13 protein-coding genes are annotated in these 15,359 nt (G+C 66.2%); 4 read left to right on the top strand and 9 right to left on the bottom strand.

The genetic code is table 11. The features are described from left to right. The first annotated feature begins 73 nt into the window (after window positions 1-73). Genes SJY12_RS03275 through SJY12_RS03265 form a run of 3 tightly spaced genes read left to right on the top strand, consistent with a single transcriptional unit; the run spans window position 74 to window position 3,656 of the window. Window positions 74-1,252 (top strand): hypothetical protein, encoded by a 1,179-nt coding sequence (locus tag SJY12_RS03275; protein WP_230833003.1) that lies wholly within the window; start codon window positions 74-76, stop codon window positions 1,250-1,252. Window positions 1,253-1,287: 35 nt separating this feature from the next. Further along, window positions 1,288-2,250: a hypothetical protein gene (locus tag SJY12_RS03270; protein ID WP_397505975.1), complete on the top strand. Its 963-nt coding sequence runs from the start codon at window positions 1,288-1,290 to the stop codon at window positions 2,248-2,250. Window positions 2,251-2,252: 2 nt separating this feature from the next. After that, entirely contained in the window at window positions 2,253-3,656 is a 1,404-nt protein-coding gene (locus SJY12_RS03265; RefSeq protein WP_397505974.1) for a sensor histidine kinase, read from the top strand. 116 nt (window positions 3,657-3,772) lie between these two features. Here the strand turns inward: SJY12_RS03265 and SJY12_RS03260 are convergent, their stop codons facing one another. Both SJY12_RS03260 and gltX read right to left on the bottom strand, forming a co-directional pair. Further along, the gene (locus tag SJY12_RS03260) at window positions 3,773-5,059 is read right to left on the bottom strand and encodes a citrate synthase (RefSeq protein ID WP_050601243.1); all 1,287 of its coding nucleotides are present in this window, start codon (window positions 5,057-5,059) and stop codon (window positions 3,773-3,775) included. A 10-nt stretch (window positions 5,060-5,069) separates the two neighbouring features. Continuing rightward, on the bottom strand, window positions 5,070-6,521 hold the full coding sequence (gltX, locus tag SJY12_RS03255; RefSeq protein WP_397505973.1) for a glutamate--tRNA ligase: 1,452 nt from the start codon (window positions 6,519-6,521) through the stop codon (window positions 5,070-5,072). 121 nt (window positions 6,522-6,642) lie between these two features. Here gltX and SJY12_RS03250 point away from each other — a divergent pair, with 121 nt between their 5' ends. Further along, window positions 6,643-8,733, top strand: coding sequence for a ComEC/Rec2 family competence protein (locus tag SJY12_RS03250; RefSeq protein WP_397505972.1), 2,091 nt, complete (start codon window positions 6,643-6,645; stop codon window positions 8,731-8,733). An 18-nt stretch (window positions 8,734-8,751) separates the two neighbouring features. Here SJY12_RS03250 and lexA read toward each other — a convergent pair whose 3' ends face one another. From lexA to trpE, 7 genes are all read right to left on the bottom strand, one after another. Then, the gene (gene lexA / locus SJY12_RS03245; protein WP_397505971.1) at window positions 8,752-9,441 is read right to left on the bottom strand and encodes a transcriptional repressor LexA; all 690 of its coding nucleotides are present in this window, start codon (window positions 9,439-9,441) and stop codon (window positions 8,752-8,754) included. 147 nt (window positions 9,442-9,588) lie between these two features. Further along, window positions 9,589-10,374, bottom strand: coding sequence for an indole-3-glycerol phosphate synthase TrpC (trpC, locus tag SJY12_RS03240; protein WP_063511697.1), 786 nt, complete (start codon window positions 10,372-10,374; stop codon window positions 9,589-9,591). A 1-nt stretch (window position 10,375) separates the two neighbouring features. Continuing rightward, complete coding sequence (gene trpD / locus SJY12_RS03235) at window positions 10,376-11,368, bottom strand: anthranilate phosphoribosyltransferase (RefSeq protein WP_397505970.1); 993 nt, start codon at window positions 11,366-11,368, stop codon at window positions 10,376-10,378. Continuing rightward, a complete protein-coding gene (locus SJY12_RS03230; RefSeq protein ID WP_063511164.1) occupies window positions 11,365-11,979 on the bottom strand; it encodes an aminodeoxychorismate/anthranilate synthase component II in 615 nt (204 codons plus the stop codon). Before SJY12_RS03230 ends, trpD begins: the two co-directional genes overlap by 4 nt. Window positions 11,980-12,069: 90 nt before the next feature. Beyond that, window positions 12,070-13,032 (bottom strand): prolyl aminopeptidase, encoded by a 963-nt coding sequence (gene pip / locus SJY12_RS03225; RefSeq protein WP_397505969.1) that lies wholly within the window; start codon window positions 13,030-13,032, stop codon window positions 12,070-12,072. Beyond that, complete coding sequence (locus tag SJY12_RS03220) at window positions 13,029-13,862, bottom strand: phosphodiester glycosidase family protein (protein WP_397505968.1); 834 nt, start codon at window positions 13,860-13,862, stop codon at window positions 13,029-13,031. Before SJY12_RS03220 ends, pip begins: the two co-directional genes overlap by 4 nt. After that, the gene (trpE, locus tag SJY12_RS03215; protein ID WP_369795364.1) at window positions 13,859-15,358 is read right to left on the bottom strand and encodes an anthranilate synthase component I; all 1,500 of its coding nucleotides are present in this window, start codon (window positions 15,356-15,358) and stop codon (window positions 13,859-13,861) included. The genes SJY12_RS03220 and trpE overlap by 4 nt, the downstream gene beginning before the upstream one ends. Window position 15,359: the final 1 nt, after the last annotated feature.

Below are 15,359 nucleotides of genomic sequence, written 5' to 3'. Positions count from 1 at the left end.
CCGCACCCTTGGCGGAAGCTGCCCCGCACACTTAAAAGCAAGACATCCGTCGAACCGCCAACCGGAGTCCTGCGTGCGCGTCGCCCTGCTGTCCGTGCTCGATCGCCAGACCGGCCCGCAGCAGGTGCCGGCTCCCTTTCGCCTGCTTGCCGGCGCGAGGCTGGTAGAACGCCAGCTCGACATCGCGCTGGCTGCGGGATGCGAAACCATCGCCTGTCTCGCGCAGGCGGTCGGCCGCGAGGTGATCGAACTCCAGCACCGGGCGGAGGCCGCCGGTGCGCGTTTCATCGCGCTGCACGAACCCCGCAAGCTGTCGGGCATGGTGAGTGCATCGGACGAATTGCTGGTCATGGCGCCGGGCGTGCTGCCCGAAGAGGAGGCGGTGCTGCGGCAGCTGACCAAGCCGGGCGTGCTGGTCTTTCCCGAGGATCCTGCGGTGCAGCGCGGCTATGAGCGCATCGATGCGCATTTCGCCTGGGCCGGCGTCCTGCTGACGAGGGGGCAGGCGGTCGAACAGCTCGCGCAATTGCCCGACGATGTCGATACGCCCTCCGCGCTGCTGCGTATCGCGCTGCAATCGGGCACGCGGACCTATCCGCTCGAGACCCGCCTGCTCGACGAGGATATCTGGCTCAACGACCCGGCGCCCGAACAGCTTGCAGTGCGCGAACGCAGCTGGGTGGCGGGGCATGCCGACGTCGCGCCGTTCAAGGCCCCCGGCCTTGCTGTCGCGGAACGCATGGGGGCGCGGCTCGCGCGCGATACGATGCGCGGCAATCTGGCACGCTTCCTCGCGCTGGGTTCGGCTGCGGCCGCCGTGCTTGCGCTGGCCGTTGCAGTATTCGGGTGGCTGGTGCCCGGTTTCGGCCTCGCTGCGGTCGCCGCGTTGCTGTTCGCGATGGAGGCGGTGGTGCGCCGTGTATCGTCGGCGGGCCAGGTCCGTCCGCGCGTGCCCTTGCTGGTGCAGGCCCTGGCCATCCTCATCGATCCCGTGATCGTCCTGCTGATCGTCCTCGCATCGCCTGAAGACACCGCCTGGCTGCGGCTTTTCGTGCCTGCGGTCCTGTTCGGCCTGCTGCACCTGGGCGAGCGGTTGGCGCAGCGCGACTGGCGCCGCAGCTATGCCGATCGCGTCATGCTGACGGCGCTGCTGATCCCCGCGGCGTTGTTCGGCGTGATCCAGCCCGCAGCCGCAGTGCTCGCGCTGGGCGCTCTCGTGTCGCTTTTTCTCACTGCACCGCCGCGCGACTAACGGCCATTTAACTATGGCGATGGTACCACCCGGTCATGTCGATCCCTGATCCCGCATCCGAGCCGCAGGGCGCCGGCCACGATTCGCTGCGCGAAGCCCTCGCGCAGGGCAATGCGTCGCTTGCGCGGATCACGCCGATCCTGACGCATCTGCTGGCCACGCCCGATCATTCGCTGTTCAGCGACGAGATCGTCGCCCGGGTTCGCGGCATGTGCCACCACCTTGCCTGGCAGGTGCTGCGTGCGCAGGCCGAGGCGGCGGGGCAGTCCGAACGCGAAACCTTCGTTGAACGCCACGGCGAAGCCCTGGCCGAACATTTCGTCGGACGGCCCGCTCTGCTGGCGCACTGCCATTCGCTGGCGATCGAGTGGCAGCTGGCGGAAGCGCTGGAAGTGCGTTCGGGCATCGATCCGGTGCTCTCGCCGCTGGTGCAGGAACTCATCGCGCATGACGACGATGGCGTCTCCGGCGCGGCAATGGCTGCATTGACCGCACAGGCGCGCTTCGCCCAGACCCAGCGCCGCATGGAATTGCCGCTCAGCGAATTGCCGGGCGACCTCCTGCACGACCTGCTGGTCGGATGGCGCGAATTCAGCAACCAGCTGCGGTCGGATGCGATGATGCGGGCGGAAACCAAGCTCCGTTCCAGTTTCGACGAAGGCGCAGGGCGGCTGTCGCTGCTTGCGCGGGTCGTGACGGGCATGGGGGCCGCGGGCGCACGCGCGCTCGATATCGATCGCGCTGGCGTGGCGCTGTTCCTGACCGCGCTGGCGACACGGTCGGGCCAGTCGCGCACAGCTGCGGTGCTGTCGACAAACAACCGCCAGACTGCGCGCCTTGCGCTCGGCCTGCGCGCCGCAGGGCTGTCGGGCGAGGAGGCCGAACGACAGGTCCTGCGGATCAATCCGCAGGCCGAACCGCCCGCCGAGGCCGTTACCATCGATCCCGACGATGCCCGCCGGCTGATCGCCGATACACCGCTCACCGAGGTAGACTGACCATGGCGACGACTGTTGGAACCCATTATATCGCCCGGGCCCACGCCGATGCCGACGCGCGACTGGTCGAAGCGGACGAAATCGTCGCGCGCCTCCAGCATGCCTGCGGCGGTTCGCTGGGTACGCGTATCGCCATTCCCGAACTGCTTGCGCTGGTCGAGAAGGCCCAGCGTTATGGCCTGCGCCTCGCGCGCCAGTTCGAAGCCATCGACGGCGAGAACCGGGTCACCGCCTGGGTCGAAATCGCGCCGGTGACAAACGAGGCGGGCGAGGCCGATGGCTGCGCGATCGACGTGGTCAGCTGGCACAGCGAGGAACTGCCGCCCGAGAACGATATCGAAGCGGCCCGGCGTCGCGTCGAGATCAACCGCCATACGGCCGACTGCACCGCGCGACTCGATTCGCAGCAGCGGCTCCTGTCGCTCGAAACCGAAGCTTCCGATCTTGCCGAGTTTTCCGAGCAAGCGCGGGCAAAGGTCGGCAAGCCGTGGACCGAGCTGGTCGACCTGCCCGGCAGCAGCCACCAGCAGCCGCTGCACTGGCGCCTGCTCGACGGTGCGAGTTGCAGCATCGCGGGGTCGAACCGCAACTGGACCGCGCATCTCGAACCGCTGGGACAGTCGCAGCCCGGTAGCGCGGGTTTCGTGCTCTATCTGACCGCCGACCGGCCGCTGGCCAAGGGTGACGCCGATGCCGAGGACGAGGGCGCGGAAGGGCCTTCGTTCGGCCGCGACCTGACCCCCGTCCTGCGCCAGCCGATCAACCGGATCATCGCCAACGCCGAGACGATCCGGACCAAGCTGGCGGGCCCGCTGGCCGACGAATACAGTTCCTACGCCGCCGATATCGCCACCGCCGCGCAGCACCTCCTCGCGCTGATCGATGATCTGTCCGATCTCGAAGTCGTCGAATCCGAGGATTTCGTGACCGCGCCCGACCGGATCGAACTGGCGGATGTGGCCCGGCGCGCCTGCGGTATACTAGGCGTGCGCGCGCGCGAGAAGGGCATCACGCTCGTCGCGCCGCCCGAAGGGGAAAGCCAGCTGGCAATCGCCGAATTCCGGCGCGTGTTGCAGATCCTGCTCAATCTCGTCGGCAATGCGATCCGCTATTCGCCCGATGACAGCCAGGTATGGATCCGGCTCGACCGGATTGGCAGCCGCGCACTGATCACCGTCGCCGACCAGGGGCATGGCCTCGGCGAAGACCAGCAGGAACGGATTTTCGAGAAGTTCGAACGGCTCGGGCGCAGCGGCGATGGCGGGTCTGGTCTCGGACTCTACATTTCGCGCCGCATCGCGCGTGCGATGGACGGCAACCTGACCGTCGAAAGCGCGCCGGGGCAGGGCGCGCGCTTCACGCTGTCGGTCCCCGCCGCAGAGGATTTGCGCCAGACACCGCGCTGAAGCCTTGCCGTTGCCGCGGCCGCGCGCAGCGGCAGTAGCATCCCCAACGAAAAACGGGCCTTGCGAGGGGCGGGAAGCCGCCTCGCAAGGCCCGTTCGTGTTACCTGGCTTGAGCCTTAACGCTGGCCGATCTGGACGTAATCGCGTTCGGTCGGGCCGGTGTAAAGCTGGCGCGGACGGCCGATCACCTGAGCGGGATCCGAGATCATTTCGTTCCACTGCGCGACCCAGCCCACGGTGCGGGCGAGTGCGAACAGCGCGGTGAACATGGTCGTCGGGAAACCGATCGCGTTGAGGATGATGCCCGAGTAGAAGTCGACGTTCGGAAAAAGCTTCTTTTCCTTGAAGTAGTCGTCGTTGAGCGCGAGCTCTTCAAGCTTGAGCGCGGTCTCGAACACCGGGTCGTTGACGTTCAGCGCTTCGAACACCTCACGCAGCGTCTGCTGCATCACGGTCGCGCGCGGATCGTAGTTCTTGTACACGCGGTGGCCGAAGCCCATCAGGCGGAACGGGTCGTTCTTGTCCTTGGCGCGCTCGATATAGTGCGGGATGCGATCGGGCGAGCCGATTTCCTGCAGCATGTTGAGCGCCGCCTCGTTGGCGCCGCCGTGCGCCGGACCCCACAGGCAGGCAATGCCGGCCGCGATGCAGGCGAAGGGATTGGCGCCCGACGAACCGGCCAGTCGCACGGTCGAGGTCGAGGCGTTCTGTTCGTGGTCGGCATGGAGGATGAAGATGCGATCCATTGCACGCTCGATGGCGGGGTGGATTTCATATTCCTCGGCCGGCACGCCGAAGGTCATGCGCAGGAAATTGCCCGTGTAGCTCAGCGAGTTGTCGGGCTGCATCATCGGCTGACCAACCGAATACTTATACGCCATGGCGGCGATGGTCGGCATTTTCGCGATCAGCCGGTGGCTGGCGATCTTGCGCTGCTCGGGATCCGAAATGTCGGTGCTGTCGTGATAGAAGGCCGACAGCGCGCCGACCACGCCGCACATGATCGCCATGGGGTGCGCATCGCGGCGGAAACCCTGGTAGAACTGGCGCAGCTGGTCATGCAGCATGGTGTGCCGCGTGATCGTGTAGGTGAAATCGTCGAGCTCGGTCTGCTGCGGCAGTTCGCCGTTGAGCAGCAGGTAGGCGACTTCCATGAACGACGAATTTTCCGCCAGCTGGCCGATCGGATAGCCGCGGTGCAGCAGGATGCCTTCTTCGCCGTCGATATAGGTCAGCGCGCTTTCGCAGCTGGCAGTCGACTTGTAGCCCGGGTCGTAGGTGAACTTGCCGGTGGTGCCGTACAGCTTGCGGATGTCGACCACGTCGGGGCCAACGCTGCCCTGCAGCACGGGGAATTCCTGGGTCTGACCACCCAGATCGAGGGTTGCCTGCTTGTCGGCCACGCGTGTCTCCTCACTCGTTCTCTTCGGTGCCTGCGGGCGAGGCGGCCTGCGCATCGATACGCAAGAGCGACTCTTCCTTGCCCAACAGGACCAACACATCGAAAATGCCGGGTGACGTCGTCGTCCCCGTCAGTGCTGCGCGCATGGGCTGCGCGAGCTTGCCGAGACCCAGTTCGAGCTGCTCGGCATAGGCCTTCGTAGTGGCTTCCAGAGCCTCGATTGTCCAGTCATTTTGCACATGCAGCATTTCGGACAAACCGGCGAGCCGCGCCCGCGCTTCATCATCGAGCAACCCCGCCGCCTTGTCGGTCATCTGCAAGGGGCGCGTGGCGAAAAGAAATCCTGCACCCTCAGCAAGTTCATTCATGGACCTTGCACGCGTCTTGAGCACAGGCATGGCTTCGGCAAGCAGCGCGCGGTCGGCGTTTTCACCGATCCTGTCGGCGACGATGTCGGCCAGCCGTTCATCATCCGCCTCGCGGATGTAATGGCCGTTGAGGTTCTGCAGTTTCTTGATGTCGAAACGCGCCGGGCCCTTGCCGACGCCATCGAGGTCGAACAGTTCGATCGCTTCGTCGCGGCTGATTTCCTCGCGATCGCCATGACCCCAGCCGAGCCGCAGCAGGTAGTTGAACAGCGCTTCGGGCAGCACGCCTTCTTCGTCGCGATAGGCTTCGACGCCGACCGCGCCGTGGCGCTTCGACATCTTCGCCCCGTCTGGTCCGTGGATCAGCGGGACATGCGCATAGACCGGATCGGGCCAGCCGCCCTCGATCGCATCCATCGCGCGGATCACCGGCAGCTGGCGGAAGGCGTTGTTGAGGTGATCGTCGCCGCGAATGATGTGTGTGACGCCCATGTCGTGATCGTCGACCACCACCGCCAGCATATAGGTCGGCGTGCCGTCCGCGCGCAACAGCACGTAATCGTCGATCTCGGCATTCTTCACCGTGACCTTGCCCTGGACCTGGTCGTGGATCGTGGTTTCGCCCTCGGCCGGGACCTTGAGCCGGATCACATAGGGCGCGCCCGCGGGAGCTTCGCTCGCATCGCGATCGCGCCAGCGGCGGTCGTAACGCATCGGCTGCTTGTTGGCGCGTTGTTCGGCGCGCATCGCCTCGAGTTCCTCGGGCGTGGCGAAGCATTTGTAGGCATGGCCCGCCTCGAGCAGCTTGTGCGCCACTTCGGCGTGGCGCTCGGCGCGGTCAGACTGGAACACCGGCGCATCGTCGAAATCGAGGCCGAGCCAGCCAAGCCCGTCGATGATCTTGTCGATCGCGTCCTGCGTGCTGCGCTTCTTGTCGGTATCCTCGATCCGCAGCAGCGCGCGGCCGCCGTGGTGGCGCGCATAGAGCCAGTTGAACAGCGCGGTCCGCGCCCCGCCGATATGCAGATAGCCGGTGGGCGAGGGAGCGAAGCGGGTGACGACCGGAGGGGTCTCGCTGTCACTATCGCTTGCCATTGTCACTCGCTTCCTTTCAAACATTCACATGGCGACACGGGGGACGCCTTCGATACCGATGGGAGAAGCGGGCGAAACCGCCCGCGAAACAGTGCCGCGCCCTTGGCGCATGCGCGGCGCAATGTCCAGTTTGGCAGCCCGGTTCGAGGCATTTCTCGCGGGCGCCGAATTCGATCGCGGTCCATGGCTGGCGGTCGCTTTCGGCTGCGGCATCGGGCTGTGGTTCCTCCTTGCCGGGCCGTGGCAATGGCTCGCCGTGATCGCCGGTTCGCTGGTCGTAGCCTTCGCAGCCATCACCGCATGGCGCGGCCGCGAGAACCGTAATTATGCGCTTGCTGCGCTGCTTTCGATTGCCCTCGCCATATCAGCGGGCACCGCGCTGGTCTGGGCGCGGTCGGCGACAGTGGGTGCCGAGCCGATCCCCTATCCGCGGTTCGAACGGATCGATGGACGGATCCTCGCGCGCGAGGAACAGCCGGCGGAAGGACGGGTAAGGCTGGTGCTGGCAGCACGCGACCCCGAGACAGCCCGGGCAGTCGCCTACCGCGTCAATCTGCCGCTGGAAGCCGACGGGCCGCAGCTGCGCGAAGGGGCACGGATCCGTCTGAGCGCGCGGTTGATGCCGCCATCGCCGCCGATCGTGCCGGGTGCTTACAATTTCGCGCGGCGGGCTTGGTTCGATGGCCTGTCGGCCACCGGATCGGTGGTCGGTGACGTCGAACTCGTCGAACCGCCCGCGGAGACGCTTGTGTCGATCGCCGTGATCCAGCGCCGCCTGTCGGCGCATGTGCGGCGCAATCTCGACGGGACGGCGGGCGCCATCGCGGCCACGCTGGCGAGCGGCGACCGCGGTGCGATCCCCGAGGCCGACGAAGAAGCCATGCGCGATGCCGGGCTGACCCATCTGCTTTCGATCAGCGGCCTGCATGTCAGCGCGATTATCGCCGCGACCTATCTGGTGGTGCTGAAACTGCTGGCAGCCTGGCCTTGGCTGGCGCTGCGCGTGCGGTTGCCGTTGGTGGCGGCGGGTGCAGCCGCGCTTGCGGGCATCGGCTACACGCTGCTTACCGGCGCGCAGGTGCCGACCGTTCGCAGCTGCATCGGCGCCTTGCTCGTGCTCGTCGCGCTGGCCCTGGGGCGCGAACCCCTGTCGCTGCGGATGGTCGCGATCGCCGCCGGCGTGGTGCTGGCGCTCTGGCCGGAATTGCTGGTCGGGCCGAGTTTCCAGATGAGCTTTGCCGCGGTCATCGCCATTGTCTCGCTCCACAATGCCGCTTGGGTCCGCAGCTTCCTAGCGCCGCGCGAGGAAAGCTGGCTATCGCGCCTGGCACGGCGTGCAGCGATGCTGTTCCTGACCGGGCTGGTCATCGAATTCACGCTGATTCCGATCGTGCTGTTCCATTTCCACCGTGCTGGGCTCTACGGCGCGGCGGCCAATCTGATCGCGATCCCGCTGGTAACCTTCGTATCGATGCCGCTGGTTGCGCTCGCGCTCTTCCTCGATCTGGTGGGGGCGGGGGCGCCGGCCTGGTGGCTGGTCGGCCAGTCACTCGACGTGCTGCTGGCGATCGCGCATTTCTTCGCCGAGCAACCCGGTTCGGTCAAACTGTCGCCCCGCATCGGCATGGGCACGATGGCGCTCTATATCGGCGGTGCACTGTGGCTGGCGTTGTGGCAGGGCAGGGCAAGACTGTGGGGCGCGGTGCCGATCGCGCTGTCCACGATCCTGATCGTGACAGCCCCGGTTCCCGACCTGCTGATCACCCGTGACGGGCGCGATCTGGGTATTGCCAGCCAGGCCGACCGCCTGCTCGTCCTCCGCGACAGTGCCGGGGGCTATGCGCAGCAGAACCTGCTCGAACTGGCCGGAACCGACCGCGAGCCCATGGCCATCGCGGCGTGGCCGCAGAGCCGGTGCAGCCCCGAGTTCTGCGTGCTCCCCGTCGAGAGAAGCGGGAAGACATGGAGCGTGCTCGTGGCCCGCAATCGCGACTTGATCGCCGAGCGTGCGCTGGCCGCAGCCTGCGGGAAGGCCGATATCGTCGTGGCCGACCGCTTCCTGCCGCGCAGCTGCCGGCCGCGTTGGCTCAAGGCCGATCGGCGCTATCTGCAACGCGAAGGCGGCGTCGCGGTTTATCTCGATCGCGAACGCATCGATACGGTCGCGCAGGACCAGGGTGCGCATGGCTGGTGGCCGGCCCCGCGCCGATAGGGCGCGGTGCGCGTACCATCAGTGATAGCGGCGCAATAGCCCGGCGAGCTTGCCCTGCACCTGAACGCGGTGCGCATCGTAGACCTGGGGGTCATAGGCGCCATTGGCCGGATCGAGGATCACGCGCCCCGCGTCCTTGCGCAGATATTTGAGCGTGGCTTCCTCGTTGTCGACCAGCGCCACCACGATTTCGCCATCGCGCGCGCTGTCGGTCCGTTTCACGAGAGCGAAGTCGCCATCGAAAATGCCGGCCTCGATCATCGAATTGCCCGAGACTTCGAGCGCGTAATGTTCGCCGGGACCGAGCAGGGCAGCGGGAACCGGCATGCTCGACTGGCCTTCGATCGCCTCGATCGGCGCGCCGGCGGCGATCCGTCCGTGCAGCGGCACGTCGATGATGTCGTTGGCGGGTTCGGGTGCCACGGTCTTGGTCGGCATTGCCGCCCCGACCAGGGCGTTCGCAGCACTGGGCTTGTCGCTCCCGGTAACTGCGTCTTCGGGAAGCTTGACCACTTCCAGTGCGCGTGCACGGTTGGGCAGCCGGCGGATGAAACCGCGTTCCTCGAGCGCCGAGATCAGGCGGTGAACGCCCGACTTGCTCTTGAGGTCGAGGGCTTCCTTCATTTCCTCGAAACTCGGGGAAATGCCGGTGTCTTCCAGGCGTTGCTGGATAAAGCGGATCAATTCGTGCTGCTTGGCGGTCAGCATGGTGCGAACTCCCGTATCGCCTGTTCACAAAGCTGTGAACGAATACGGAACAAGTAGGCAACCCGAATCGGCAAGTCAAGCAATTGCGCCGGTTTAGCGGTATGGAGGCGAGAACAGCTGTTCCTGCTTTGCCCCGGGCGCGACGGTTCAGCCGTGCAGCAGCGTCCTGGTCGCAGCAGCGACATCGGCCTGCCGCATCAGGCTCTCACCAACGAGGAAGCTGCGCACACCCGAATCTGCGAGACGGGCACAATCCGCATGCGAGCTGATCCCGCTCTCGCCCACCAGCAGGCTTTCCGCCGGCGCCCGCGGGGCAAGCTGCTCGGTCGTTGCGAGATCGGTGGTGAAGGTTTTCAGGTCGCGGTTGTTCACCCCGATGAGCCGCGAGGAAAGCCGCGCTGCGCGGTCCATTTCGGCGGCGTCGTGGACTTCGATTAGCACATCCATCGAATGGTCGAGCGCGGCCGCCTCGATCTCGGCCATGACGCTGTCATCGAGCGCCGCGACGATGATCAGGATGGCATCGGCACCGAGCGCGCGTGCTTCGGCGACCTGCCACGGGTCGACCATGAAATCCTTGCGCAGGACGGGCAGGTCGCAGGCCTCGCGGGCGGCGATGAGGTAATCCTCATGGCCTTGGAAATAGGGCGCATCGGTCAGCACGGAAAGGCATGCCGCGCCCCCTGCGGCATAGGCCCTGGCATGCGCCGCCGGCTCGAAATCGGCGCGGATCAGGCCCTTCGACGGCGAGGCTTTCTTGATCTCGGCAATAAGTCCGAAGCCGTCATCCTGCGCGCGGGCGAGTGCAGCCTGAAACCCGCGCGGCGGGGTCTGCGCACGGATCGCGGTTTCGAGATCGGACAGCGAGCGTTCCTGCTTGCGGGCAGCCACTTCTTCGCGCTTGGTGGCGCAGATTTCTTCCAGCTTGTTCATGTCAAACGCTCAGTGCGATCCAGTCGCGCAGGAGGGTCAGGGCAGCGCCGGAATCGAGCGCCTCGGCAGCGATCTGGGCGCCTTCGGTCCAATCGTCGGTCCGGCCGGCGACGATCAGCGTGGCGGATGCGTTGAACAGCACCGCATCGCGATAGGGGCCGGGGGTGCCTGCCAGCAGCGCCTCGAGCGCGCGGGCGTTGTGCGCCGGATCGCCGCCGCGGATGGCTTCGACCGGGGCGTGCGGCAGATTGGCCTGCACTGCCAGCACGCGGCGCATTTCGAAGCTGTTGCCCGTCACGTCGGCCAGTTCGTTGCCGCCCGCGAGGCTGAGTTCGTCGAGGCCCTCGTCGCCCGAGGCGATGAAGCTGCGCTCGGTTCCGAGCCGGGCCTTGGCCGCGGCATAGATCGGCACATAAGCGGGGCGGGCGATACCGATCAGCTGGCGCCGGACCCCGGCGGGATTGGAAAGCGGCCCCATCAGGTTGAAGATCGTGCGCACCCCGAGCTTCTGGCGGATGGGCTGGATCCGCCCCATTGCCGGGTGGTGGTTCTTGGCGAACAGGAAACATATGCCCAGTTCGGCGAGCGTCTTCTCCGCGCTGCGGCCTGCCGCTTCCATGTCGAGTCCGAGCGCCTCGAGCGTATCGGCCGCGCCCGCCTTGCTGCTGGCAGCGCGGTTGCCGTGCTTGGCCACTGGGACGCCGCAGGCCGCCACGACCAGGCTGACCGCGGTGGATACGTTGAGCGTATGATGGCCATCGCCGCCGGTGCCGCAGCAATCGACCGTGCCCTCGGGCGCAGCGATGGGGATCATCCGGTGACGCAGGGCACGCGCCGCGCCCGCGATTTCCTCGGAGGTTTCACTGCGCGCTGACATGTCGACCAGGAAACGGGCGATCGCGTCGTCATCGGCTTCGCCGTCGAGGATCCAGCCGAAGACTTCCTCGGCCTCGGCTTCGGCAAGGTGCCGGGTGGCATCGGGAAGCTGTTTCATGCGGGCACCTTGGCGGCGATGCCGCAGATGGCGAGGAAGTTCGCCAGCAGGGCGTGGCCGTGTTCGGTGGCGATGCTTTCGGGGTGGAACTGGACGCCGTGGAGCGGAAGATCGCGGTGGCGGAACCCCATGACGCTGCTGCCGTCGAGGCCCGGGGTCTCGCTGGTCGCGTTGATCGCCAGGCAATCGGGAATGTCTTCGACCACCAGCGAATGGTAGCGCGTCGCGGTGAAGGGCGAGGGCAGGTCGGCAAACACCCCGTCGCCTTCATGCGTGACGGGCGAGGTCTTGCCGTGCATCAGACCGCCGCGCACCACGCGGCCGCCGAAATGCTGGCCGATCGCCTGGTGGCCGAGGCAGACGCCGAGCAGGGGTTTGCCCGCTGCGGCGCAGGCCGCGACGATATCGAGGCTGATGCCGGCTTCGTTGGGAGTGCAGGGTCCGGGAGAAATCAGATAGCCCGCATGACCGCCATCCATCGCCTCGACCGCCGATATGGCATCGTTGCGCACCACTTCCACGCGGGCGCCCATCTCCATCAGGTAATGGACAAGGTTGAAGGTGAAGCTGTCGTAATTGTCGATTACGAGAATGGATCGGCTGTCGGTCATCGATACGGTCCTTGAAGCGATGGCGACGCGCTTTCAAGCAAGGAAAGGTTTGCAGGCCAGCGCGGCCGGCACCGCGCTTCCCGCAGCCGATCAGGCGGTCTTGCCGGCCAGCTTGTCCGTGGCGCGGACGAGGCCATCGACGATGCCCGGTTCACCGGCGCTGTGACCGGCATCGGGCACGATCCACAGATCGGCTTCGGGCCAGGCCTTCTTGAGCGCCCATGCCGCGCCCGGCGGGGTACAGATATCGTGGCGGCCCTGAACGATGATCCCAGGTATTCCCGCCAGCGCATCCACGTTCCGCAGCAGCTCGCCTTCCTCGAGGAAGAAGTTCTCGAGGAAGAACTTGGCGCAGATGCGTGCAAACGGAACCGCCTTGGCCGGATCGCCGAAGCTTTCGAGCAGGTCTTCATTGGGCAGCAGTGTCGCGACATGCCCTTCCCACAGCGACCATTCGCGCGCCGCGGCAAGCCGGGTCGCCTCGTCCTCGCTGGTCAGGCGGTTGTAATAAGCGCGCACGAGGTCGCCGCGCTCGGCTTCGGGAATGAGACCGGTGAACGCATCCCATTGCTCCGCCATGATCTCGCTCGCGCCATAATCGTAGAGCCACGACTTTTCCTGCTGCCGCGCGAGGAACACGCCGCGCAGCACCAGCTCGCTCACCCGGTCGGGATATTTCTGCGCATAGGCAAGCGCGAGCGTCGAACCCCAGCTGCCGCCGAACGCCTGCCACTTTTGGTGTCCGCACATCTCGCGCAAGCGCTCGATGTCCTCGACGATGCGCCATGTGTCATTGTATTCTATTTCAGCAAAGGGCAGCGACTTGCCGCAACCGCGCTGGTCGAACAGCAACACGTCGTAGAGTTCAGGGTCCCACTGGCGGCGATGATCGGGAGCCATGCCCCCGCCGGGTCCGCCATGCAGGAAAACCGCCGGTTTGGCGCCCGGTGTGCCCACGCGCTCGTAATACAGCGAATGGCCTTCGCCGACATCGAGCATGCCGGTCTCGTAGGGTTCGATCTCCGGATAGAGCGTGCGGCGGGTATCGGTCATTCGCTTGCTTTCTTTCTGACCACGAGGATCGGGCCGATGGCGGCACCGGTGTCGAGCCGATCGGTTGCCGGATTCCACAGCAGCGACACGGTATCGTCGAGGAACAGCGCGTTCTCGGCCTCGAGCTCGTTCTTGTAGAACCGGGCGAGTTTGCCGAAGGAAATCGGAGCGTTGGAGATCACGAAATGCGCGCGCCCTTCGCCATCGATGCCCACCGCATTGCGGATCTTGCGCGACGGGCCGTCATGGACGATCTGCGGATGGATCTTGCCGTCGACGATCAGCATCGGCCCCGACTGCGTGCCGAATTGCGGGCGCTCGGTGACATTGGCGAGGAACCAGTCGGTCTCGCGCACCTGCCAGTCACCGCCGCTGCCGTAGAACACCCCGTTGGGTTTCATGTAGAAATTGCCCGATCCCGAACCGGTGTCGAGTTCGCTCAATCGTTCGGAATCTTCCACGAAATAGCCCGCCGGGCGTTCGCCTTCGCCGAAAATCCCCGCGTTCATCGCGAAGGCGATGGTGTCGCCGTCATTGGCATCGGCATATCTGGCGAGGCTGCCGTAGCGCGATCCGCCCCGGTCGAGCGCAGTCGAGATGTCGTGGCGTTCGGGCACGGCGAGGCAGTGCGTTAGCGGCGTATCTTCGAAAATGATCGAGCGGCAGGCGCTTTCGACCTGGCTCGCCAGTGTCGCCGCCGGAGTGGGCGTGTCGCCGGCTGCATCCTGCGGCTGTCCGTCGATCCGCGCGCGGGCCACCGGCTCGCCCTCGGGTTGGGCTTCGCATGCAGTCAGCGCAAGCAGCGCCAGCGCGGCAAGTGTCGTTCTCATTGGCCGAATCCGGGTTCCTTCGCGAGGCGGACGGCTTCCTTCGCCGCAGCGAGCAGGGCGCCCGCTTTCGCTTCGCATTCTCTCTGCTCATACGCGGGTTCGCTATCGGCGACTATCCCCGCGCCGGCCTGCACGTGCATGGTCCCGTCCTTCACCACCGCAGTGCGCAGCACGATGCAGCTGTCGACCGAACCATCGGGCGCGAAATAGCCCACGCCGCCGGCATAGGGGCCGCGCGTTGCCGGCTCGAGTTCCGCGATGATCTCGCAGGCGCGCACCTTTGGCGCACCGCTGACCGTGCCCGCGGGGAAGCCGGCGAACAGCGCATCGATCGCGTCTTTCGCCGGATCGAGCTGGCCGGTCACATTGCTGACGATATGCATCACGTGGCTGTAGCGTTCGACCATGAAACTGTCGGTGACGGTCACGCTGCCCGATTGTGCCACGCGTCCGACATCGTTGCGGCCCAGGTCGAGCAACATGAGGTGTTCGGCGCGTTCCTTCGGGTCGGCCAGCAGCGAGCGTTCGGCGTCGCGATCCTCTGCCTGCGTCGCGCCGCGCGGGCGAGTGCCGGCGATGGGCCGGATGGTCACTTCGCCTTCGCGCACGCGGACCAGGATTTCCGGGCTCGACCCCACGATCGCAAACCCGGGCATGTCGAGGAAATAGAGGAAGGGCGAGGGATTGACCCGTCTGAGCGCGCGGTAAAGCGCCATAGGTGGCAGTTCGAACGGGGTCGCGAAGCGCTGTGACAGCACGACCTGAAAGATGTCGCCGGCCTCGATATAGTCCTTTGCGCGCAGCACAATCGCCTCGTAGTCCGCGGCGGGCATCGTCGGCGTCAGAGCGGGTTCGGGATGATCGGCGGCGCGTGTTTCCGACGGGATCGCCGGCCGGGCGAGCCTGCGCAGCACCTCGTCGATGCGTTCGCCCGAACGTTCGATCGAACCGCCCGACCATACCGGGGCGATGCAAAACAGCGCGTCGCTGAGCCGGTCGAACACCAGCAGCACGGTCGGCCGCACGAACAGCATGTCAGGTACGTCAAGCGCACCCTGCGGCGGGCGCGGAAGTTTTTCGACCAGCCCGATGGTCTCATAGCCGAAATGCCCGACGAGGCAGGCAAGGGCGGGAGGCAGTTCGCCGGGAACCGCGCAATGGCAGCTTTCGACCAGTGCGCGCAGGCTGTCGAGCGTGCCGGCATCGCAGGCCTCGAAAGCCTCGCGGTCGTGCTGCCAGCGACGGTTGATCGCCGCGCTGTCGCCCGTCGCGCGAAACACCAGATCGGGATCGAGCCCAATGAGGCTGTAACGGCCGCGGACTTCACCGCCCTCGACCGATTCGAGCAGGAAATCGCCGCGCCCTTCCTCGAACAGTTTGAGCGCCGCGCCGACAGGGGTTTCGGTATCGGCCACGATTTCGCGCCAGATCAGCGCGGGAGTGCCCTGCGCCAGTGCGGTGCGCGCCCGGTCGACGCCTTTCAGGCCGTTATCCAAC

Source organism: Qipengyuania sp. R86523 (assembly GCF_044596365.1).
GTDB lineage: Bacteria > Pseudomonadota > Alphaproteobacteria > Sphingomonadales > Sphingomonadaceae > Qipengyuania > Qipengyuania citrea.
This window is presented reverse-complemented; position numbering and strand designations above follow the sequence as displayed.

What these genes read in the sequence shown, in the direction of transcription:
- pip (WP_397505969.1), bottom strand. Translation starts at nt 13,032, where the DNA reads ATGACCGATACCCGCCGCACGCTCTATCCGGAGATCGAACCCTACGAG.
- SJY12_RS03265 (WP_397505974.1), top strand. Translation starts at nt 2,253, where the DNA reads ATGGCGACGACTGTTGGAACCCATTATATCGCCCGGGCCCACGCCGAT.
- gltX (WP_397505973.1), bottom strand. Translation starts at nt 6,521, where the DNA reads ATGGCAAGCGATAGTGACAGCGAGACCCCTCCGGTCGTCACCCGCTTC.
- SJY12_RS03220 (WP_397505968.1), bottom strand. Translation starts at nt 13,862, where the DNA reads ATGAGAACGACACTTGCCGCGCTGGCGCTGCTTGCGCTGACTGCATGC.
- SJY12_RS03270 (WP_397505975.1), top strand. Translation starts at nt 1,288, where the DNA reads ATGTCGATCCCTGATCCCGCATCCGAGCCGCAGGGCGCCGGCCACGAT.
- SJY12_RS03230 (WP_063511164.1), bottom strand. Translation starts at nt 11,979, where the DNA reads ATGACCGACAGCCGATCCATTCTCGTAATCGACAATTACGACAGCTTC.
- lexA (WP_397505971.1), bottom strand. Translation starts at nt 9,441, where the DNA reads ATGCTGACCGCCAAGCAGCACGAATTGATCCGCTTTATCCAGCAACGC.
- trpC (WP_063511697.1), bottom strand. Translation starts at nt 10,374, where the DNA reads ATGAACAAGCTGGAAGAAATCTGCGCCACCAAGCGCGAAGAAGTGGCT.
- SJY12_RS03250 (WP_397505972.1), top strand. Translation starts at nt 6,643, where the DNA reads ATGTCCAGTTTGGCAGCCCGGTTCGAGGCATTTCTCGCGGGCGCCGAA.
- trpD (WP_397505970.1), bottom strand. Translation starts at nt 11,368, where the DNA reads ATGAAACAGCTTCCCGATGCCACCCGGCACCTTGCCGAAGCCGAGGCC.